This is a genomic window from Geodermatophilus sp. SYSU D00965 (genome assembly GCF_054050075.1).
The window spans coordinates 1-19,608 of the sequence record NZ_JBJGYQ010000007.1 but is presented as its reverse complement, the minus strand read 5'-3'; the positions used below and the strand labels follow the sequence as shown (position 1 = coordinate 19,608).

Sequence of the window (19,608 nt, the reverse complement as noted above, 5' to 3'; positions counted from 1 at the left end):
CGCTCGCGGCGGGACCCTGCAGGAGGCCGCCCGTCCTCCTGACCGGAACTGGGGATCCCCCGATGACCACCCGCATGACCGCACAGCGGCTGGCCCGGCTGATCGCCGACGGCGACGTCGAGGCCGTCCGCGCCGCCGTCGGCGACGCCCCGCGCCTGCTGTCCGCCACCGTCGAGCACGCCGGCCAGGGCGGCTGGACCCCGCTGCACCTCGCCGTGGCCACGGGCCGCACCGAGATCGTGCGGCTCCTGGCCGCGGCGGGAGCCGACCTGTCGGCCCGCACCGAGCACGACTGGACGCCGCTGCACGTGGCCCTCGAGTTCGCCCCCGCCCTGGTGGCGGTGCTCCGCGAGCTCGGCGCCCCGGTGGACGCGCCCAGTGCCGCCTACCTCGACGACGTCGCTCAGCTCACCGCTGAGCTCGAGGCCGGTGCGCCGCTGGCCGACCCGGTCACCGGCGTGGACCTGCTCACGTGGGCCGCGACGGGCGGCGCGGCCACCACCGCGCGGACGCTGATCGACCGCGGCGCCGACGCCGACGGCGGCGCGCTGCACGCCGCCGCCGGCCGTGGCCACCTGGAACTGGTCCGGCTGCTGCTCGCCGCCGGCGCCGACGTCAACCGGCGCGACCCCGACTCCGGCCGGTCCGCGCTGCACGTCGCGATCGCCTCGGCGACCGACGGCGACGCGCCCGAGGTGGTGCGCGTCCTGCTCGACGCCGGCGCCGACGTCAACGCCACCACCAACGACGGCGCCAGCGCCCTGGACATCAGCCGGGTGGCCGCCGCCCGCACGCGGCGGGCCGCCGCAGGTCAGGCCAGCGCCCACGACGCGCTCGCCGACCTCCTCGTCGCCCACGGCGCGACGGACTGAGCACGGACCCGTCCTCCCCACCGCCCGCGGGCTCGCGGGGCCGTGACCTGGACGGGGCCGGTTCACTTCCGGTCCGCCCGCAGGTGCGGGCGTAGACTGCCCTCCCGGTCCTAAGACGTCCACCGACGACGAAGAAGGCACTCGCCCCCGTGTCAAGCGTGAGCTCATCCCGGCCGTCCTCCACCCCCTCCTCCTCAGCGGTGGCAGGATTCGGCACCAACGAGTGGCTGGTCGAGGAGATGTACCAGCAGTACCTCGCCGACCCGTCCAGCGTGGACCAGGCGTGGCACGAGTTCTTCGCCGACTACCGGCCCGGTAGCCCGGTCGCGGCCAGCGACGACCGCCAGCAGCCGGCCGCCGCCCCCGACGGGGGCCCGGCCGCGCAGCCGTCGGCCACGTCCTACGCCAGCCCGTCGCCGGCGCAGGAGGTCGCCGCCGAGCCGGCGGCCCCCGCGGCCGCGCCGCAGCAGCCGGCCGGCGACTCGCCGTCGCGCGCCACCCCCGTCGAGCCGAAGACCGAGGCCACCGTCGTGAACCGCGCCGCGGACAGCACCGCTGCCCAGAAGCCGGCGGCGCCCGCCGCGAAGCCGGCTGCCAAGCCCGCGGCGAAGGCCACCCCCGCGGCCGGCGGCGACGGCCCGAAGCAGACCCCGTTGCGCGGTGCCGCGGCCAGCATCGTCAAGAACATGAACGCGTCGCTGACCGTCCCGACGGCGACCAGCGTGCGCGCGGTGCCGGCCAAGCTGCTGGCCGACAACCGCATCGTCATCAACAACCACCTCGCGCGGGCGCGCGGCGGGAAGGTCTCCTTCACGCACCTGATCGGCTACGCGCTGGTCCGGGCGCTGGACGACTTCCCGGGCATGAACGCCGCCTTCGCCGAGGTCGACGGCAAGCCGACGCTGGTCCAGCCCGAGCACGTCAACTTCGGCCTGGCCATCGACCTGCCCAAGCCCGACGGCACCCGCTCGCTCGTCGTCGCCTCGATCAAGGGCGCCGAGGAGATGGACTTCGCCGGGTTCTGGGCCGCCTACGAGGACATCATCCGCCGCGCCCGCGCCGGCAAGCTGACCCTCGAGGACTACTCGGGCACCACCATCAGCCTGACCAACCCCGGCACCATCGGTACGAACCACTCGGTGCCGCGGCTGACCGCGGGCCAGGGCGCGATCATCGGCGTCGGCGCCATGGAGTACCCCGCCGAGTTCCAGGGGATGAGCCCGGAGGCGCTGACCGAGCTCGGCATCTCCAAGATCATCACGCTGACCTCGACGTACGACCACCGGATCATCCAGGGCGCCGAGTCCGGCGACTTCCTCCGCCGGCTGCACCAGCTGCTGCTCGGCCAGGACGGCTTCTACGACGACGTCTTCCGGTCGCTGCGCATCCCCTACGCCCCCGTGCGCTGGATGCCCGACGTGCGGGTCAGCCACGAGGGCGAGATCGACAAGGAAGCCCGGGTCATCGAGGTCATCGAGGCCTACCGGCGCAACGGCCACCTGATGGCCGACACCGACCCGCTCGAGTACCGGGTCCGCAGCCACCCCGACCTGGACATCCTCGAGCACGGCCTTACGCTGTGGGACCTCGACCGCCAGTTCCCGGTCGGCGGGTTCGCCGGCGAGCGTCTGATGGCGCTGCGCGACATCCTCGGCGTGCTGCGCAACTCCTACTGCCGCACCGTCGGTGTGGAGTACATGCACATCACCGACCCCGAGGAGCGCGAGTGGCTCCAGAAGCGGATCGAGGTCAAGGCCGAGCAGCCCGACCGCGAGAAGCAGAAGCACATCCTCGGCCGGCTCAACGCCGCCGAGGCCTTCGAGACCTTCCTGCAGACCAAGTACGTCGGCCAGAAGCGGTTCAGCCTCGAGGGCGGCGAGTCGGTCATCCCGATCCTCGACGAGGTCCTCATCGCCGGCACCGACCACGGCCTCGACGAGGTCGCGATCGGCATGGCCCACCGCGGCCGGCTCAACGTGCTCGCCAACGTGCTCGGCAAGAGCTACAGCAAGATCTTCGGCGAGTTCGAGGGCAACATCGACCCCGGCACCGTGCAGGGCTCCGGTGACGTCAAGTACCACCTGGGCGCCGAGGGCACCTTCGAGAACCCGTTCGCGAGCGGCGCCGAGATCGCCGTCTCGCTGGCCAGCAACCCCTCGCACCTGGAGACGGTCAACCCCGTCCTGGAGGGCATCACCCGGGCCAAGCAGGACATGATCAACAAGGGTGAGGGCGGGTTCACCGTCATGCCCGTGCTGATCCACGGGGACTCCGCGTTCGCCGGCCAGGGCGTCGTCGCCGAGACGCTGAACCTCTCCCAGCTGCGCGGTTACCGCACCGGCGGCACGGTGCACGTCGTCATCAACAACCAGGTCGGCTTCACGACCAGCCCGGCCGCGGCCCGTTCGAGCCTCTACTCGACCGACGTCGCGCGGATGGTCAACGCGCCGATCTTCCACGTGAACGGCGACGACCCCGAGGCGTGCGTGCGGGTGGCCCGCCTGGCGGTCGACTACCGGCAGGCGTTCAAGAAGGACGTCGTCATCGACATGGTGTGCTACCGCCGCCGCGGGCACAACGAGGGCGACGACCCGTCGATGACCCAGCCGCTGATGTACGACATCATCGACCGCAAGCGCTCGGTCCGGAAGCTGTACACCGAGGCGCTGATCGGCCGCGGCGACATCACGCTGGCCGAGGCCGAGGAGGCACTCAAGGACTACCGCGGCCAGCTGGAGCGGGCCTTCGCCGAGACCCACGACGCGCAGGAGACCCCGAAGGCGCAGCCGGTCATGGACCAGCCCGCGCAGGAGACGCCGGTCGCCACGGCGATCACCACCGAGGTGCTCAAGGCCATCGGCGACGCGCACGTGTCGCTGCCGGCGGACTTCACCGTCCACCCGAAGCTCAAGCGGATGCTCGAGCGCCGCGCGGCGATGGTGAGCGAGGGCGGCATCGACTGGGCGATGGGCGAGCTGCTGGCCTTCGGGTCGCTGCTGATGCAGGGCGTCCCGGTCCGCCTCGCCGGGCAGGACTCCCGCCGCGGCACCTTCGTGCAGCGCCACTCGGTGCTCATCGACCGGGAGACCGCCGCCGAGTACACGCCGCTGGCGCACCTGACCGAGGACCAGGCGAAGTTCTTCGTCTACGACTCGCTGCTCAGCGAGTACGCGGCGCTGGGCTTCGAGTACGGGTACTCGGTGGCCAACCCCAAGGCCCTGGTGCTGTGGGAGGCCCAGTTCGGCGACTTCGTCGACGGTGCGCAGATGGTCATCGACGAGTTCATCAGCTCGGGCGAGGCCAAGTGGGGCCAGCGCTCCGGTGTCTCGCTGCTGCTGCCGCACGGCCTCGAGGGCCAGGGCCCCGACCACTCCAGCGGCCGCATCGAGCGGTTCCTGCAGCTGTGCGCCGAGAACAACATGACCGTCGCCAACTGCTCGACGCCGGCGAACTACTTCCACCTGCTCCGCCGACAGGCGCTGTCGGACGTGCACCGGCCGCTGGTCGTGTTCACGCCCAAGTCGCTGCTGCGGGCCAAGGCCGCCGTCAGCCCGGTCGCGGACTTCACCGAGGAGAACTTCCGCCCGGTGCTGCCCGACCCGGGGGTGGGTGGCGAGCCGCTCGACGACGGCGCCGTCCGCCGGGTGCTGCTGTGCAGCGGCAAGGTCGCCTACGACCTGCTGGCGCAGCGCGAGACCGACGGCCGCGCCGACACCGCCGTCCTGCGGGTGGAGCAGCTGTACCCGCTGCCGGCCGAGCAGATCCGCGCGGCCGTGGACCGGTACCCGAACGCCACCGACCTGGTGTGGGTGCAGGAGGAGCCGGCCAACATGGGCGCCTGGCAGTTCATGGCGATCAACCTGCCCGAGCACCTCGGCGGGCGTCCGCTGCGCCGGGTCAGCCGCCGCGCCTCGGCCAGCCCGGCCGTCGGCTCGGCCAAGGTGCACGAGGCCGAGCAGAAGCAGCTGGTCGCGCAGGCGTTCGCCGACTGAGCCGCGCGCACTCCGACGCCCGGCTCCCGGATCACCCGGGAGCCGGGCGTCGTGGTTCCCTGGGGCGTGTACTTCACCGACAGGGGTCTCGAGGAGCTGGCCGAGCGGCGGGGCGACGAGCAGGTCACCCTCGCCTGGCTGGCCGACCAGATGCAGGCGTTCGTCGACGCGTTCCCGGACTTCGAGGTGCCGGTCGAGCGGCTGGCCACCTGGCTGGCCCGCGGGGGCACCGACGACGACGACTGAAGAGCCACGCCCACCGTGGTGTCGGCGCGAGGAGTGGGGGCCGGAGGCCTCCGCGACGAGGGCCGGGACGGGCTCAGCGCGACCGGGGACGGCACCTGGCCGCGGTGGGAGTCCGGAGGACGACAGACGGCATTGCCTAGCCTCGGGGCATGGGCACCGTCCTCGCCGTCCTCCACGTCGTGACCGCCGTCTTCCTCATCGGACCGATGGCCCTGCTGCCGCACACCGGCCTGCGGGCCGTGCGGACGGGCAACACCGCGGCGGTCGAGCTGCTCACCCGGTCGACCCGGGTGTTCAGCTGGGCGTCGCTGGCGGTCGCGGTGTTCGGCTTCGGTGTCTCCGGGATCTACGGCATCCCGCTGTCGCGGACGTGGCTGTGGCTCTCGATCGTGCTCTACCTGCTGGCGCTGGTGGTCAACCTCGTCCTCGTCGTCCCGTCGCTCGGCCGGGCCGCGTCCTCCCTGCGCCGCGGTGACTCCTCCGCCAAGGCGCTCTACGGGCGGATCGCGGCCGGGGGCGGCGTCGTCACCCTGCTGCTGGTCGCCGTCGCGGTGCTGATGGTCTGGAAGCCCTGAAGGAGGACCCCGCTGCCCCCACGCCCCGCGAGCTCAGGCGGAGGGCCCCTGCAGCAGGGCCACGGAGCGCCTCCCCGACCGGAGCGTGGTTCGCGGGCACGCTGGGTGGGTGCTCGGTCACTCCCACGCGCTCTCGGGGCTCGCCGCGGGCGCCGCGACGCTGCCCTGGGCCCCGGTGGAGGGTCCCGTCGCCCAGGTCGCGTGGATCGCCGCGGCCGGCGGCTTCGCCATGCTGCCCGACCTCGACCACAGCGGGTCGACGGTCTCGGACATGTGGGGCCCGGTCACCGACGTCCCCTCCGGGGCGATCGGGCGGCTCGCGCAGGGCCACCGCTGGGGCACCCACGACGCCGTCCTGGCCCCCGCCGCATTCGGGGCGCTCGCGCTGGCCGCGGCGAACGCGTTCTGGTCGAGCCTGCTGCTCATGGCCCTGGCCATCGGGCTGGCGCTGCGGGCCCTGCACTTCGTGATCCCCGGACGGGCGGAGAACACCGTCGTCGGCAACCTCGTGCTGTCCTGGGCCGGCGCCTGGCTGCTGCTGGCGCACATGCCCCAGCCCGCCTGGCTGCCTTGGGCGGTGGCCCTGGGCGTGCTCACCCACATCGCGGGCGACGCCATCACCACGCAGGGTGTGCCGGTGCCGGTCCTCTGGCTGCTCAAGCGCTGCCGGCTGAAGCTCACCCCGCTGCGCACCGGCACCGTGCTGGAGAAGGCCGTGCTGGCGCCCGCCTTCGTGCTCGTGACCCTGTGGTTCGTCTACGAGAACACCGGGGTCCGGCAGGCGCTCGAGCCCTGGCTGCACGACCTGAACGGCCTGGGCTGAACGGAGGAGGTCCGTGCGCGTGACCCGCACGAACCTCCTCCGGTCGACTCAGCGGGTGACGCCCTGCCCCCGCGCGCAGGCGGACACCGCGGCGGCGACGGCCTCGGCCACCCGGCGGTCCAGCGGGCTGGGGACGACGTAGTCCGGGCGGACGTCGTCGCCCACGACGTCGGCGATCGCGGTCGCCGCGGCCAGCTTCATCTCCTCGGTGATGCTGGTCGCGCCGGCGTCGATCGCCCCGCGGAAGACCCCGGGGAAGGCCAGCACGTTGTTGATCTGGTTGGGCTCGCCGCTGCGGCCGGTGGCCACCACCGCCGCGTACCGGGCCGCCATGTCCGGGTCCACCTCGGGGATGGGGTTGGCCAGTGAGAACACGATGCAGTCCGGCGCCATCGAGGCGATCACCGACTCGGGCACCGACCCGCCGGACAGGCCCAGGTAGACGTCGGCACCCTCGAGCGCGCCGGCCATCGTGCCCGCGTAGCCCGCCCGGTTGGTGTTCTCGACGACCCACCGCTTGATCGGCGTGAGGTCCTCGCGGCCGGCGTGCAGGACCCCCCGGGAGTCGGCCACGGCGATGTCCCCGATGCCCGCCTCGAGCAGGATCTTCGTGCAGGCCACCCCCGCGGCACCGGCGCCGGAGACGACCACCCGCAGGTCGCCGATCTCCCGGCCGACCACTCGCGCCGCGTTGCGCAGCGCGGCCAGCACGACGATCGCCGTCCCGTGCTGGTCGTCGTGCATGACCGGGATGTCCAGCCGCTCGCGCAGCCGCTCCTCGATCTCGAAGCACCGCGGGGCGCTGATGTCCTCGAGGTTGATCCCGCCGAAGGACGGCGCGATCGCCGCCACCGTCTCCACGATCGCGTCGACGTCGGTGGTGGAGAGGACGACCGGCACCGACGACAGCCCGGCGAACTCGCTGAACAGGCAGGCCTTGCCCTCCATGACCGGCAGCGCCGCCGCCGGTCCGATGTCGCCCAGGCCGAGGACGGCGGTCCCGTCGGAGACCACCGCGACCACGCGCGGCGCCCAGGTGAACCGCCGCGCGAGCTCCGGCTCGGCGGCGATCGCGCTGGAGACCCGGGCGACCCCCGGGGTGTAGGTGAGGGCCAGGTCGGCCACGGAGTCGATGGACCGGGTCGGGCGGACCACGAGCTTGCCGCCCTCGTGGACGGGGAAGGCCGGGTCCTCGGCGAAGCGGTCGACGGTCCGGTCGTGCAGTTGCTGCTCGCCCATGGACCCGGGAGCGTAATCCAGTCGTGACCTGCTCCGCCCGGCGCGTGGTCGGCCCCGTCGGGGTGAGGGCCGGGGTGTCCTCGGCGGGCGGGCCGCGGGGCGCGGGATACCGTCCCGGCGTGCAGATCCGCGAGCTCGCCGTCCGGGACGCCTACGCCCTCGACCTGGTCCCCCACGGCGACGCCCGCGGCCGGTTCACCGAGTGGTACCGCGCGGACGTGCTCTCCGGCGCCCTGGGCTTCGGCCTCACCCTCGCCCAGGCCAACCACAGCGTGTCCGCCCGCGGGGTGCTGCGCGGGGTGCACTTCGCGCTGGTGCCGCCCGGGCAGGCCAAGTACGTGTACTGCCCGGCCGGGCGGGTGCTCGACGTCGTCGTCGACGTCCGGGTCGGCTCGCCGACGTTCGGCGTGCACGACGCCGTCGTCCTCGACAGCGAGGCGCCGCGCGCGGTGTACCTGGCCGAGGGCCTCGGTCACGCCTTCGTCGCGCTGGCCGACGGCAGCTCGGTGACCTACCTGGTCTCCAGCGGCTACGACCCGGCGCGGGAGTTCGGCATCGACCCGCTGGACCCGGACCTGGCGCTCCCGTGGCCGGAGGACGTCGAGTTCGAGCTGTCGGCCAAGGACCGGCAGGCGCCGACCCTGGAGCAGGCGCGCGCGCAGGGGCTGCTGCCGACGATGGAGCAGTGCGCGGCGCGGTACGCGCAGCTACGCGTCGGCAGCTGAGCCCGGACGCGACGCCAGCCGGCCCGGTCGCGGCCACAGCCGGCCCACCACCCGGCCGACGACGACGGCGGCCCCGAAGGCCCGGCTGTCGTCGGTGACGAGCGGGTTGTCGCCCTCCACCCAGTGACCGCCGGGCACCCCGCGGCGCACCCGCTTGACGACCAGCAGCTCCGGCCGGGCGGGGAACCGGGCCAGGACGACGTCCCCGGGGGCGACGGCGCCGTCGGCGTCGACCCGGCGCACCAGCAACCGGTCGCCGTGGCGCACCGTCGGCGACATGGACGGCCCGGCCACCCTGGCCACCACCCACGGCGTGACCAGCGGCGGAACAACCGGGGGGAGCTCCTCCGCTGGTCTGTGGTCGCCGTTCACCGGGAGTAGGGTCGCAGACGAACGAACCCACCGAGACCCGGAGGTCAGTCCATGCGATTCCGCATGTTCTCCGCCGTGGAGGCCACCGCGCACTGCGACCTCCCCTGCGGCGTGTACGACCCGGCCCAGGCCCGCATCGAGGCGGAGTCGGTCAAGGCCATCCAGGAGAAGTACCAGGCCAACGACGACCCGGCCTTCCGCACCCGGGCGATCCTGATCAAGGAGCAGCGCTCCGACCTGGTCAAGCACCACCTGTGGGTGCTGTGGACCGACTACTTCAAGCCCCCGCACTTCGAGAAGTACCCGCAGCTGCACGAGCTGTTCAACAAGGCCACCAAGCAGGCCGGTGCGGCCGGCGGCAAGGGCAGCATGGACCCGGCCGAGGGTCAGAAGCTGCTCGACTACATCGCCGAGATCGACAAGATCTTCTGGGAGACGAAGGCCGCGGCCTGACCGCTCTCCCGAGCAGCGGCGCCGATCGACGGGGAGACCCGCCGGCCGGCGCCGCTGCCGTCTCCGGCCCCACCCACCGCCGCGGCGCCGTCCGCGCTCCAGCCGAACCCGCCGGGAGGTCCAGCATCGACATCGGGGCGCTTCTCCAGCGGGTCGAGGACGCGGCACCGATCGAGGCCGTCGCCGCCACCCTGGCCGACCAGGTCGGGGCCCGGGCGGTCAGCCTGCTGATCGCCGACTTCAGCGGCAAGGCCGTCGTCCGCCTCACCTCCACGGCACCGGTCGAGGGCGCGCGCACCCAGCACTCCGAGCAGGCCGAGACGGTGCCGCTCGAGGGCACCGTCTTCGAGCAGGTCCTGCGTGCGCAGCAGGTCGACGTGCGGCGCGAGGGCGACCTGTACCGGGTGCTCGTCCCCGTGACCGACCGCGGGGACGCGATCGGCCTGATCGAGATGCTGCTCCCCCGGTCCCCCACGTCGCAGGAGGTCGAGCAGGTGCGAAGCGCGGCGCACGCGCTGGCCTACGTCGTCATCGCCGCCCGCCGGTACACGGATGTGTTCGAGTGGGGCCAGCGCACCACGCCGTTCTCCCTCGCGGTCGAGATCCAGCGCCGACTGCTGCCAAGCTCCTACACCTGCGAGGCCGCGCAGTCCACGCTCGCGGACACCGCCGACCTGCACCCGTGGGAGGTCGTGCACGCCCTCGGCGCCGCGGTCCTCGGCGCCACCGGCGGCGATCTCGAGGACGACGCGACGATGCTGTGCCTGGACTGGTACGGCGGCCCGCCGCGGCCCCGGGACAGCGAGCACGGCGCCGATCCCGCCCGCGTCTCCCCGCCCACCACCGCCCGGTGACGCCGGGTGCGTCCCGGTACCGTTTGACCACGATGCGCATCGACCCGGCCGGGTGGCCGTTCATCACCGGACCCCTGGCTCCCGCGGCCCTGACCACCGTCGTCGGGCGGGTGTCCGGACGGCGCGGCCTCCGGCTCGCCGCCTGGCCGTTCGTGGCCCTGTCGGCCTACATGGCCCTGTTCTTCCGCGACCCCGACCGCCGGTGCGACGCCGAGCCGCCGGCGCCCGACGACGTCCTCTCCCCCGCCGACGGCGTGGTGATGGTCGCCGGGGAGCCGCAGGAGGGCGTCGCGCCCGAGGGCGACTGGCAGCAGGTCAGCGTGTTCCTCTCCGTGGTCGACGTGCACGTCAACCGCTCGCCGTACCGGGGCGAGGTCGTGGAGAGCTCCTACCGCAAGGGCAGCTTCCTGGCCGCGTACCGCAAGGAGTCGGCGCACCGCAACGAGCGCAGCGAGATCTGGCTGCGCGACGGCGACCGCACCGTGGTCTTCCGCCAGATCGTCGGCGTCCTCGCCCGGCGGATCGTCACCCGCACCGGCGTCGGGCGGCACCTGGCCACCGGTGAGCGGATGGGGCTGATGAAGTTCGGCTCGCGGATGGACGTGTTCGTCCCCCGCGAGTGCACGATCGCCGTCCGCACGGGGCAGCGCGTGCGGGGCGGCGAGACCGTCATCGCCCGCTGGCCCGCGGCCGGCTGAGGAGGCGGCCATGCCCAGCTCCGCGTCCGGCGCGCGCCCGCCGCAGACCCGGCGCACGGCCACCGTCGAGTTCGTCCGCGGATCGGTGCGGGGCAGCCGGCGGCGGGCCCTGGCCACCCTGCCCAGCCTGTTCACCCTCGCCAACATGATGTGCGGCTTCGCCGCGATCCTGGTCTCCATCCGGGGGCAGTACACGCTCGCCGCCGTCCTGGTGGGGCTGTCGGTGGTCTTCGACATCACCGACGGCGCGGTCGCCCGGCTGGTGGGCGCGGTGACCCCGTTCGGCCTGCAGTTCGACTCGCTGGCCGACCTGGTCTCCTTCGGGCTGGCCCCGGCGCTGCTGGCGTTCACCCTCTTCTCGGAGGGCCGGGACGAGTGGGACCCGCTGGGCTGGATCGCCTGCTTCCTCTGGGTGGCCTGCGCCGCGATCCGGCTGGCGCGGTTCAACACCACGATCGACCCGACGGCCGACAAGCGGTACTTCACCGGCATGCCCAGCCCCGGTGCGGCCGGCGTCGTGCTGGCCTCGGTGTTCGCGTTCGGCGACCAGATGCAGGGCCGCGACCGGCTGTGGGTGCTGCTCATCGTCGCCGTCCCGGCGCTGCTGATGGTCAGCACCATCCGGTTCCGCTCGTTCCGGTCGCTGGTGAGCCCCAAGAGCGGGCGCCCCTACGGGCTGATCGTCGCGGCGCTGGCCGTCGTCGTCGGGTTCGCCCTCGTCCCGGTGATCACCGGGTGCGTGCTCGCCTACGGTTACCTGCTGGCGCCGGTGCTCGTGCCGGCCCTGTCCCCCCTCACCCGGCTGGTGCCGACCCGCGTCAAGGAGCTCCTCACATGAGCGTCCGTCCGATCCGCCCCGACGACGTCCCCGCCGTGGTCGGGCTGGTCCGGGAGCTGGCCGAGTACGAGAAGGCCGCCCACGAGGTGCAGCTGACCGAGGAGCAGCTGACCGCCGCGCTGTTCGGCGACTCCCCCGCGCTGTTCGGGCACGTCGCGGACGTCGACGGCGAGGTCGTCGGGACGGCGCTGTGGTTCCTCAACTTCTCCACCTGGCGCGGCACCCACGGCATCTACCTCGAGGACCTCTACGTGCAGCCCGCGCACCGCGGCAGCGGCCTGGGCCGCGAGTTGCTGCGCACGCTCGCCGAGCTGTGCGTGCAGCGCGGCTACGGCCGGCTGGAGTGGTCGGTGCTGGACTGGAACACCCCCTCGATCGACTTCTACGAGGCCGCCGGCGCGGTGCCGATGGACGAGTGGACGGTCTTCCGGCTCACCGACGACGCCCTGTCCGCGTTCGCCGCCGACCGCCGCGTGCGCGCGTGAGCACCGAGCGCAAGCCGCCGGAGTGCTGGCTCACCGACATGGACGGCGTCCTGGTGCACGAGGGCCAGGCGCTGCCCGGTGCCGCGGACTTCCTGTCGCGGCTGGTGGAGCTGGAGCGCCGCTTCCTGGTGCTCACCAACAACTCGATCTTCACGCCGCGGGACCTCGCCGCCCGGCTGTCCCGCTCGGGCCTGCAGGTGCCCGAGGAGTCGATCTGGACCTCGGCCCTGGCCACGGCGGACTTCCTGTCCAGCCAGCTGCCCGGCGGCTCGGCGTACGTCATCGGCGAGGCGGGGCTGACCACCGCGCTCTACGAGGCCGGCTACACGCTCACCGACACCGACCCGGACTACGTCGTCCTCGGTGAGACGCGCACCTACTCGTTCGAGGCGATCACCCGGGCGATCCGGCTGGTCGGCAACGGCGCCCGGTTCATCGCGACCAACCCCGACGTCACCGGCCCCTCCCCCGAGGGCCCGCTCCCGGCCACGGGATCGGTCGCGGCGATGATCACCAAGGCGACCGGCGCCGAGCCGTACTTCGTCGGCAAGCCCAACCCGATGATGTTCCGCAGCGCGATGAACCGGATCTCCGCGCACTCGGAGTCGACGGTGATGATCGGCGACCGCATGGACACCGACGTCGTCGCCGGCATCGAGGCCGGGCTGGACACGGTCCTGGTGCTCACCGGGTCGACCAGCGCGGCCGACATCGCGCGTTTCCCGTTCCGCCCGAGCCGGGTGCTCGACTCGATCGCCGACGTCGTCGAGCTCGTGTGAGGGCCCCTCAGCGCTGCTGGGAGAACGCCAGCCGGGCCTCGGGGGTCATCAGCAGGTACAGCACCGCCGCGGCCAGCACCAGCGTCGGGACGCCGACCAGCGGGCCGTTCCACTCGAACGTCGAGTAGACGCCGAACAGCGCCAGGAAAAGCTGCACCGCGACGACCGGGCCGCGCGCCCACGCGGCCACCCGCCACAGGCCGACGGCGGCGGCGCCGAGCAGGGCGGCGAACAGCCCGACGAAGACGACCTCGGCCACCGCCCGCGGCACGCTGTCCGGGGTCGAGGTGAAGGTCAGGAAGAGCAGCCACACGGCGAGGGCGGCCAACGCGGCCGCCTCCAGGCCGACCAGCAGCGCGGCGCGGCGCACCGCCGGCGGCGCCTCGGACGGGGGCCGGGCCGGGCGCGCCGGGGACGGCTCGGCGGCACTCCCCAGCAGCCGTTCGGACAGCCGGCGCTCCCGCGGCGGCCGGGCTCCTGGCTGCTCGGTCACGGCCGCGAGGGTACGCGCCGGGCGCCCCGGCGCCCGGTTCCGCCCGCACCTGCCGGGCTGCGGCCGCTGCCCTGGCTAGCCTGGACGTCATGCGCGCGCTCGTGGTGGCCAACCCCGCGGCGACGACGACCTCCCGCAGGGTCCGCGACGAGGTGCTGGCCACCCTGGCCGGTGAGCTCAAGGTGGACGTCGCCGAGACCGCCCACCGCGGGCACGGCAGCGACCTGGCGCGGGCCGCCGGTGCCGACGGCGTGGACGTCGTCGTCGCGCTCGGCGGTGACGGCACCGTCAACGAGGTGGTCAACGGGCTGCTGCACGCCGGTCCGGGTCCCGCGGTGCCGCTGCTGGCGGTGGTACCCGGCGGGTCCACGAACGTCTTCTCGCGGGCGCTGGGGCGCTCCCGGGACCCGCTGGCAGCGGCCGCGGAGATCCTGGACTCGCTGCGGGCCGGGCGCACCCGGCGCGTCTCCCTGGGCACCGCGAGCGCCCGTGGCACCACGACGGCGACGGTCGCGCTACCCGACCCGGAGGTCGCCCAGCGGGCCGCGGACGCCGCTGCCGCCGCCGCTCCGGAGTGGACCGACCCGCGGTGGTTCGTGTTCAGCGCCGGTCTCGGGTTCGACGCCGACGTCATCGGCCGCGTGGAGGCGCACCGGGCCCGGGGACGGCGCTCGAGCGGGGCCCTCTACGTGTGCGAGGCGACCGCGGCGTTCGTGTTCGGGCGGGAGCGCCGGGACCCGCCGATGACGCTGGAGCAGCCCGGGGAACCGCCGATGGACGGGTTGTTCCTCTGCCTGGTCTCCAACGTGGCGCCGTGGACCTACCTGGGGGCGCGGCCGGTCAACCCGAGCCCGGAGGCGTCGTTCGACACCGGCCTGGACGTGTTCGCCATGGGCCGCACGGGCGTGTTCCGGATGCTCCACCACGTGCGGCAGGTGTTCGCCCGCCGTCCCGACGCGCGGGGGCGGGGCGTGCACCGCGTCCACGACCTGCCGTGCGTCACCCTCACGGCGCGGCGTCCGCAGGGCTGGCAGCTCGACGGCGACCACCTGGGGACGGCGACGGGACTGCGGGTGCGCAGTGTCCCCGCCGCCCTGCGCGTCGTCGTCTGACGGCGCCGGGAGCACCGCAGCGAGCGCCGGCGAGCGAGGAGCGGACCGGCGGCGGAAGAGGACCCGTGGGCACGGTCGTCTGACGCCGCCGGGAGCACCGCAGCAAGCGCTAGCGACCGAGGAGCGGACCGGCGGCGGAAGAGGACCCGTGGGCACCGTCGTCTGACGCCGCCGGGAGCACCGCAGCGAGCGCCGGCGAGCGAGGAGCGGACCGGCGGCAGAGGGGCTGTCGGAGAGCGCCTGAGCGGCCGTCGACGGGCCCGCTGTCAAGGCCCCCGAGACCGGGCCCACAGGGGATCTCCACCACACCCCGAAGAGAACTGCCCGTTCTCGGAACAGGGCTCTCACCTGCGGCTTTGCGCACGTCGGCCGGTCGATGTCAATGCCCAACGCCGCGGGAGCGTTCAGTCGAGTGGCGCACCTAGCATGCCCGTGGTGAGCTTGCTCACGAGGGGTCGACCGAAGCCTCCGATTCGCTTGACAGGCCTCTTCTCCGTGAAAACATCGCGTGAGGAAAGCAACCTGTCGGTAACAAATGCACTAAGTCGCTGTGCCATGGCGCTGGTCAACCCGGTGTCGGCCTGCGGAACCGTCCGCGGCCGGCGACTGATGCACCACACCGTAGACGACATCGAGGAGAACACCGCCATGGACTGGCGCCACCGCGCGCTCTGCCGCGACGAGGACCCGGAGCTGTTCTTCCCCATCGGGACGAGCGGTCCGGCTCTCGTGCAGATCGAGCAGGCCAAGGGTGTGTGCCGGCGCTGCCCGGTCGTGGAGTCCTGCCTGGACTGGGCCCTGCGCTCGGGTCAGGACTCCGGCGTCTGGGGTGGGCTCTCCGAGGACGAGCGGCGCGCGCTCAAGCGGCGCCAGGCTCGTACTCGGGTGCGCACCGCCTGAACCCACCGCGATCCGGCTCCGGGCCTGCCGCCCGGCACCGCCACACGGAACCGTCACGAGGCCGGTCCGGGGACGTCCCCGGCCGGCCTCGCGGCTGTTGCACGGTCGTCCTCCGGACGACACCGCGGCCAGGTCCCGTCCCCGGCTCCCCCTGAGCCCCACCCGGTCCTCCTCGCGGAGGCCTCCGGCCCCCACTCGTCGAACCGACACCGCGTCCACGTGCCGTGCCAGGCCGGCGTTGAGCCCGACCCGGCCCTCCTCGCGGAGGCCTCCCGCCCCCACTCCTCGGACCGTCCCCGGCAGGCGCTCACCGCCGGAGGCGGCCCGCGCCGGGCAGGGTGAGCACCACCTCGGTCCCCGGCCGGCCGGTGGACGGACTGCCCATGGTCAGCCCTCCGCCCAGCTCGCTGGTGACCAGCGTCCGCACGATCTGCAGGCCCAGGCCCTCGCTGGCGGCCACGTCGAAACCCTCGGGCAGCCCCTGCCCGTCGTCCCGCACCCGGACGACCAGGTCGTCGCCCTCGCGCTCGGCCACCAGCTCGATGCTGCCCGGGACGCCGTCCGGGAAGGCGTGCTCGGCGGCGTTGTGCAGCAGCTCGGTGACCGCCAGGACCAGCGGGGTCGCCGCGACCGCGGGCAGCTCGCCGAACTGCCCCACTCGCCGGGTCCGCGCGGCCGGGCCCACCGAGGTCAGGTCCCCCAGCATCGGCAGCACCTGGTCGAGCACGTCGTCGACGTCCACGACGTCCTCCCGGCTGCCGGCCAGCGTCTCGTGGACCACCGCGATCGACGCCACGCGGCGCACCGACTCCTCCAGCGCCTCCCGCGCCGCCGGCTCGGTCATCCGCCGGGCCTGCAGCCGCAGCAGCGCCGCCACCGTCTGCAGGTTGTTCTTCACCCGGTGGTGGATCTCGCGGATCGTGGCGTCCTTGGTCAGGAGCGCCCGGTCGCGCCGGCGGACGTCGGTCACGTCGCGCACCAGCACCAGCGCGCCCTCCTCGGCGCCCGGCGCCTGCAACGGCAGCGCGCGCACGAGCAGCGTCGCCGTGACGCCCTCGACGTCCATGGGGTCGGGGAACCGGCCCAGGACCGCCGCGCGGATCCCGGCGGCGACCGCCTCTCCGGCCACGCGGTCGGCCGCGGAGTCCCGGGTCAGCCGCGCCAGGTCGGCGCCGACGACGTCCCCGGTCACCCCCATCCGGCGGTAGGCCGACAGGGCGTTGGGGCTGGCGTAGACGGCGCGCCCGGCCCCGTCCAGGCGGACCAGGCCGTCCCCCACGCGCGGGCTGAGCTCGGCGTCGAGGATCTTCTGCGGCGGGAAGGTGCCGGCCGACACCATGAGGCAGAGGTCGGCGGCGATGTCGAGGTAGGTCAGCTCCAGGGTGGACGGCGCCCGGGTCACGGCGAGGTTGGTGTCCCGGGCGAGGACGGCGACGACGACGCCGTCGTGCCGCACCGGGATCACCTCGCGCCGGCGTGGGGTGGCCCCCGACCAGTCCGGCTCACCCTCGGTCACCGGGCGCCCCTCGCGGTGGGCCACCTCGAACGGCTCCGCGGCCGGACCCTCCACCTCCGAGCCGACCAGGTCCTCGGGCAGGCTGGTCGGCGCGGTCAGCGGCCGCACCTGGGCCACGCACCACCACGCGCCCGACGACAGCGGCACCCACAGCGTGAGGTCGGCGAAGGACAGGTCGGACAACAGCTGCCAGTCGGCGACCAGCCGGCGGGCGTGGTCGACCTGGGCGGGGGCGGACGCCGAGCCGCGGGTGAGTCGTTCGGAGAGGCTGCTCATGGTGTCCCCGAGGGTAAGGAAGGACCCACCTAGGCTCCCCGGCGTGGCCTCCCCCGCCGGCGCGTCGTCCCAGCCCCTCGAGCCGCCGGTGTCCGTCGGGCCCGCGCGCCCCGACGAGTTCGCCGCCATCGCCGAGCTGACCGTGCGCGGGTACGTCGACGGCGGCCTGGCCCCGCCCGAGTACCTGCCCGCGCTGGCCGACGTCGAGGGCCGGGCCTCGCGCGCGGAGCTGCTCGTCGCGCGGCACCGGGACGGGCGGGTGCTGGGCAGCGTGGCGCTGGTGCTCGAGGGCGACTTCGGCGAGGTGATCGAGTCCGACGAGGAGGCCGCGTTCCGCATGCTCGTCGTCGACCCGGCGGAGCGGGGTCTGGGCATCGGCGAGCGGCTGGTGGCCGGCTGCCTGGACCGGGCGCGCGCGGCCGGCAAGCGGCGGATGGTGCTCTCCACGGACCCGCGGATGACCGCCGCCCACCGGCTCTACGAACGGCTGGGCTTCACCCGGCTCGCGGCGCGGGACTGGTCCCCCGTCCCGGGCGTGGACCTGCGGGTCTACGCGCGCGACCTGTAGCGCCTCAGTCGTCGACGGTCGCGATGAGGTCGCCCTCCTGGAGCACCTCGCCCTCGACGACGTGCAGCTCGCGGACCGTGCCGGCGCGCTCGGTGAGGACGGGGATCTCCATCTTCATCGACTCGAGGATCACCAGGGTGTCGCCGGCCGCGACCTGGCTGCCGGGCTGCACCAGCACCTTCCAGACGCTCGACACCATCTCGGCGTGGATCTCCTCGACCGCCACCTGCACCTCCCGGGCTGACCTGCGGCCCATCCAAGCACGCGGGGCACAGGGGCCCGGCCGTCAGCCTGCGGGGCTGGGGTGGCCGGCGGCCAGCCGGTCGAGCACCGGGCAGATCTCGGGGCCGTCGTGCGGGACACCGGTCTCCGGCAGCCCGGTGAGCACCTCGCTGGCCGCCCGCGCGGCCGTCGCGGTGTCGACGGCACCGGCGCTGACCGTGGCCAGCAGCGCGTCGTACCAGCCGTCGAGCCGGTCGCCGGGCTCGTAGCCGCTGACGGCCACCACCTCGACGTCGGCTGCGTCCCCCCGGCGGAAGGCGGTCTGCGGCAGCCGGCCGGTGACCCGACCGGCGGTGCCCGGCGGCAGGGTCGACCGCAGCTGGACGGCGACCGCCTTCCGCGGCGTCCGCCCCGGGCCCGGGTCCGCCGCGGCCCGGCCCCCGGCGGCGCTGCGCAGCGCGAGCTCGACGGCGTCCACGCCGTGCGCGCGCTCCAGCACGGCCATGTCCAGGGAGAACCCGGCGGCCACCTCGGCGAGCTCGCCGTCGGGCGCGATGCCGACGGTCGCCAGGCCGCGCCAGCCCACCTCGGCCAACCGCTTGGCGGCCGGGGGCAGCTCGACCGGCTCGTCCGGCGTCCACGAGACGCGCGCGATGCCGGCGGCCCGGTCGCGGCAGACCGGCGTGGTGGCGTGCAGGCCCGAGTCGGTGACCCAGGCGAGGAACCCCCGCTCGCTGGCCGGCTCGACGCCGTCCCCGCCGAGGCGCTCCAGGACCGCCGCTGACGGCCCCACCCAGGTCAGCCCGGCGGCCACGACAGCCCCGGCGAGCCGCGCGTTGCCGGCCAGCGCCGGCGGCACCGGCAGGACGGCGGCCACGCCGCTGCGGCGGGCGGCCTCGACGATCCGGTCGACCGCGAGGTAGGACTCCGCAGCCGGCGCCGGGCCGAGCAGGATCGCGTCGTCGGCCAGCCGGACGTGGCGCGCGGAGCGGTCGGCCTCGGAGTGGACGGCGACCGTCTTGACGTCCAACCGCGTGCAGGCGGCCATCACCGCGCACGCCACAGGGCCCCGCCCCGCGACGAGGACGCTCTCGATCCCGACCTGTGCCACCGTGCCGACCCTCTCCCGCTGGTGCGCGTGCCGTGCCCAGCCTCACCCGCCACGGGCCTTCCCCGCCAGAGGGAGGGTGGCGGGCGAGGTCGTGAGAGGCTGGAGGGGTCAGCTTGACGGGTACGCCGGTCCCGCACGCTCGCGGTCCCCGGCGCCCGGAGGGATCCAGGGGCCCGCGACCGGGCCCGCAGCAGCAGCGAGGAGAGGAGGGCAGCGATGTCCAAGCGTGGACGCAAGCGGCGCTCCCGCAAGGGGAACAAGGCCAACCACGGCAAGCGGCCCAACGCGTGACGACAGCCCCGGGAGCATCGCACGAGCGCCAGCGAGTGAGGAGCGGACCGGGGCGCGGAGTCACGCCGATGGACGGGGCCGAACGCAGCAGCGGGCCCCCCCCCCCCCCCCGGGGGGGGGGGGGGGGGTTTACTGCGGGGGGGGGTCGCGGGCGCGCCCGCCTGCTTA

General features: G+C 74.3%; 22 protein-coding genes. 16 read left to right on the top strand and 6 right to left on the bottom strand.

Features of this window, described 5'->3' with window-relative positions; genetic code table 11:
- Nucleotides 1-62 precede the first annotated feature (62 nt).
- The 5 genes from ACI789_RS08315 to ACI789_RS08295 all read left to right on the top strand — a co-directional run bounded on the left by ACI789_RS08315 (nucleotide 63) and on the right by ACI789_RS08295 (nucleotide 6,508).
- Entirely contained in the window at nucleotides 63-872 is an 810-nt protein-coding gene (locus ACI789_RS08315; protein WP_457007927.1) for an ankyrin repeat domain-containing protein, read from the top strand.
- A 200-nt stretch (nucleotides 873-1,072) separates the two neighbouring features.
- Nucleotides 1,073-4,864: a multifunctional oxoglutarate decarboxylase/oxoglutarate dehydrogenase thiamine pyrophosphate-binding subunit/dihydrolipoyllysine-residue succinyltransferase subunit gene (locus ACI789_RS08310; RefSeq protein ID WP_457007925.1), complete on the top strand. Its 3,792-nt coding sequence runs from the start codon at nucleotides 1,073-1,075 to the stop codon at nucleotides 4,862-4,864.
- 51 nt (nucleotides 4,865-4,915) lie between these two features.
- On the top strand, nucleotides 4,916-5,110 hold the full coding sequence (locus tag ACI789_RS08305; protein WP_457007923.1) for a DUF6104 family protein: 195 nt from the start codon (nucleotides 4,916-4,918) through the stop codon (nucleotides 5,108-5,110).
- Between the two features lie 149 nt (nucleotides 5,111-5,259).
- The gene (locus ACI789_RS08300; protein ID WP_457007921.1) at nucleotides 5,260-5,685 is read left to right on the top strand and encodes a DUF2269 family protein; all 426 of its coding nucleotides are present in this window, start codon (nucleotides 5,260-5,262) and stop codon (nucleotides 5,683-5,685) included.
- Between the two features lie 109 nt (nucleotides 5,686-5,794).
- Nucleotides 5,795-6,508, top strand: coding sequence for a metal-dependent hydrolase (locus ACI789_RS08295; RefSeq protein WP_457007919.1), 714 nt, complete (start codon nucleotides 5,795-5,797; stop codon nucleotides 6,506-6,508).
- A gap of 48 nt (nucleotides 6,509-6,556) precedes the next feature.
- On the opposite strand, the gene ACI789_RS08290 is transcribed toward ACI789_RS08295, so the two are convergent.
- Nucleotides 6,557-7,747, bottom strand: a complete 1,191-nt coding sequence (locus tag ACI789_RS08290) for an NAD(P)-dependent malic enzyme (RefSeq protein ID WP_457007917.1) — start codon at nucleotides 7,745-7,747, stop codon at nucleotides 6,557-6,559.
- 119 nt (nucleotides 7,748-7,866) lie between these two features.
- Between ACI789_RS08290 and ACI789_RS08285 the strand changes: the two genes are divergently transcribed.
- Complete coding sequence (locus tag ACI789_RS08285; protein WP_457007915.1) at nucleotides 7,867-8,472, top strand: dTDP-4-dehydrorhamnose 3,5-epimerase family protein; 606 nt, start codon at nucleotides 7,867-7,869, stop codon at nucleotides 8,470-8,472.
- On the opposite strand, the gene ACI789_RS08280 is transcribed toward ACI789_RS08285, so the two are convergent.
- Nucleotides 8,455-8,766: a S26 family signal peptidase gene (locus tag ACI789_RS08280; protein WP_457007913.1), complete on the bottom strand. Its 312-nt coding sequence runs from the start codon at nucleotides 8,764-8,766 to the stop codon at nucleotides 8,455-8,457. The two genes, ACI789_RS08285 and ACI789_RS08280, sit on opposite strands and share 18 nt — an antisense overlap.
- Nucleotides 8,767-8,895: 129 nt before the next feature.
- On the opposite strand from ACI789_RS08280, the gene sodN reads away from it, so the two are divergent.
- The 6 genes from sodN (at nucleotide 8,896) to ACI789_RS08250 (ending at nucleotide 12,951) form a co-directional block, all read left to right on the top strand.
- A complete protein-coding gene (gene sodN / locus ACI789_RS08275; RefSeq protein WP_456918475.1) occupies nucleotides 8,896-9,297 on the top strand; it encodes a superoxide dismutase, Ni in 402 nt (133 codons plus the stop codon).
- Between the two features lie 323 nt (nucleotides 9,298-9,620).
- Nucleotides 9,621-10,151 (top strand): hypothetical protein, encoded by a 531-nt coding sequence (locus tag ACI789_RS08270; protein WP_457007911.1) that lies wholly within the window; start codon nucleotides 9,621-9,623, stop codon nucleotides 10,149-10,151.
- Between the two features lie 32 nt (nucleotides 10,152-10,183).
- Nucleotides 10,184-10,849, top strand: a complete 666-nt coding sequence (locus ACI789_RS08265) for a phosphatidylserine decarboxylase (protein WP_457007909.1) — start codon at nucleotides 10,184-10,186, stop codon at nucleotides 10,847-10,849.
- A gap of 10 nt (nucleotides 10,850-10,859) precedes the next feature.
- The gene (pssA, locus tag ACI789_RS08260) at nucleotides 10,860-11,687 is read left to right on the top strand and encodes a CDP-diacylglycerol--serine O-phosphatidyltransferase (RefSeq protein ID WP_456918473.1); all 828 of its coding nucleotides are present in this window, start codon (nucleotides 10,860-10,862) and stop codon (nucleotides 11,685-11,687) included.
- Nucleotides 11,684-12,172 carry an N-acetyltransferase family protein gene (locus tag ACI789_RS08255; protein ID WP_457007907.1) on the top strand — a complete coding sequence of 163 codons (489 nt, stop codon included), beginning with the start codon at nucleotides 11,684-11,686 and terminating at the stop codon, nucleotides 12,170-12,172. The genes pssA and ACI789_RS08255 overlap by 4 nt, the downstream gene beginning before the upstream one ends.
- Complete coding sequence (locus tag ACI789_RS08250) at nucleotides 12,169-12,951, top strand: HAD-IIA family hydrolase (RefSeq protein ID WP_457007905.1); 783 nt, start codon at nucleotides 12,169-12,171, stop codon at nucleotides 12,949-12,951. Before ACI789_RS08255 ends, ACI789_RS08250 begins: the two co-directional genes overlap by 4 nt.
- Nucleotides 12,952-12,958: 7 nt before the next feature.
- On the opposite strand, the gene ACI789_RS08245 is transcribed toward ACI789_RS08250, so the two are convergent.
- Complete coding sequence (locus tag ACI789_RS08245; protein ID WP_457007903.1) at nucleotides 12,959-13,444, bottom strand: hypothetical protein; 486 nt, start codon at nucleotides 13,442-13,444, stop codon at nucleotides 12,959-12,961.
- 89 nt (nucleotides 13,445-13,533) lie between these two features.
- Here ACI789_RS08245 and ACI789_RS08240 point away from each other — a divergent pair, with 89 nt between their 5' ends.
- Both ACI789_RS08240 and ACI789_RS08235 read left to right on the top strand, forming a co-directional pair.
- Nucleotides 13,534-14,556, top strand: coding sequence for a diacylglycerol/lipid kinase family protein (locus ACI789_RS08240; protein WP_457007901.1), 1,023 nt, complete (start codon nucleotides 13,534-13,536; stop codon nucleotides 14,554-14,556).
- Between the two features lie 609 nt (nucleotides 14,557-15,165).
- Nucleotides 15,166-15,456: a WhiB family transcriptional regulator gene (locus tag ACI789_RS08235; protein WP_456910788.1), complete on the top strand. Its 291-nt coding sequence runs from the start codon at nucleotides 15,166-15,168 to the stop codon at nucleotides 15,454-15,456.
- A gap of 307 nt (nucleotides 15,457-15,763) precedes the next feature.
- Here the strand turns inward: ACI789_RS08235 and ACI789_RS08230 are convergent, their stop codons facing one another.
- Nucleotides 15,764-17,248 carry a sensor histidine kinase gene (locus ACI789_RS08230; protein ID WP_456918467.1) on the bottom strand — a complete coding sequence of 495 codons (1,485 nt, stop codon included), beginning with the start codon at nucleotides 17,246-17,248 and terminating at the stop codon, nucleotides 15,764-15,766.
- Between the two features lie 43 nt (nucleotides 17,249-17,291).
- Between ACI789_RS08230 and ACI789_RS08225 the strand changes: the two genes are divergently transcribed.
- A complete protein-coding gene (locus ACI789_RS08225) occupies nucleotides 17,292-17,816 on the top strand; it encodes a GNAT family N-acetyltransferase (protein ID WP_457007898.1) in 525 nt (174 codons plus the stop codon).
- A 4-nt stretch (nucleotides 17,817-17,820) separates the two neighbouring features.
- On the opposite strand, the gene ACI789_RS08220 is transcribed toward ACI789_RS08225, so the two are convergent.
- A complete protein-coding gene (locus ACI789_RS08220; protein ID WP_457007896.1) occupies nucleotides 17,821-18,072 on the bottom strand; it encodes a biotin/lipoyl-binding carrier protein in 252 nt (83 codons plus the stop codon).
- 30 nt (nucleotides 18,073-18,102) lie between these two features.
- Nucleotides 18,103-19,149 carry a biotin carboxylase N-terminal domain-containing protein gene (locus ACI789_RS08215; protein WP_457007894.1) on the bottom strand — a complete coding sequence of 349 codons (1,047 nt, stop codon included), beginning with the start codon at nucleotides 19,147-19,149 and terminating at the stop codon, nucleotides 18,103-18,105.
- Between the two features lie 216 nt (nucleotides 19,150-19,365).
- On the opposite strand from ACI789_RS08215, the gene ACI789_RS08210 reads away from it, so the two are divergent.
- Entirely contained in the window at nucleotides 19,366-19,440 is a 75-nt protein-coding gene (locus ACI789_RS08210) for a 50S ribosomal protein bL37 (RefSeq protein WP_014377707.1), read from the top strand.
- Nucleotides 19,441-19,608: the final 168 nt, after the last annotated feature.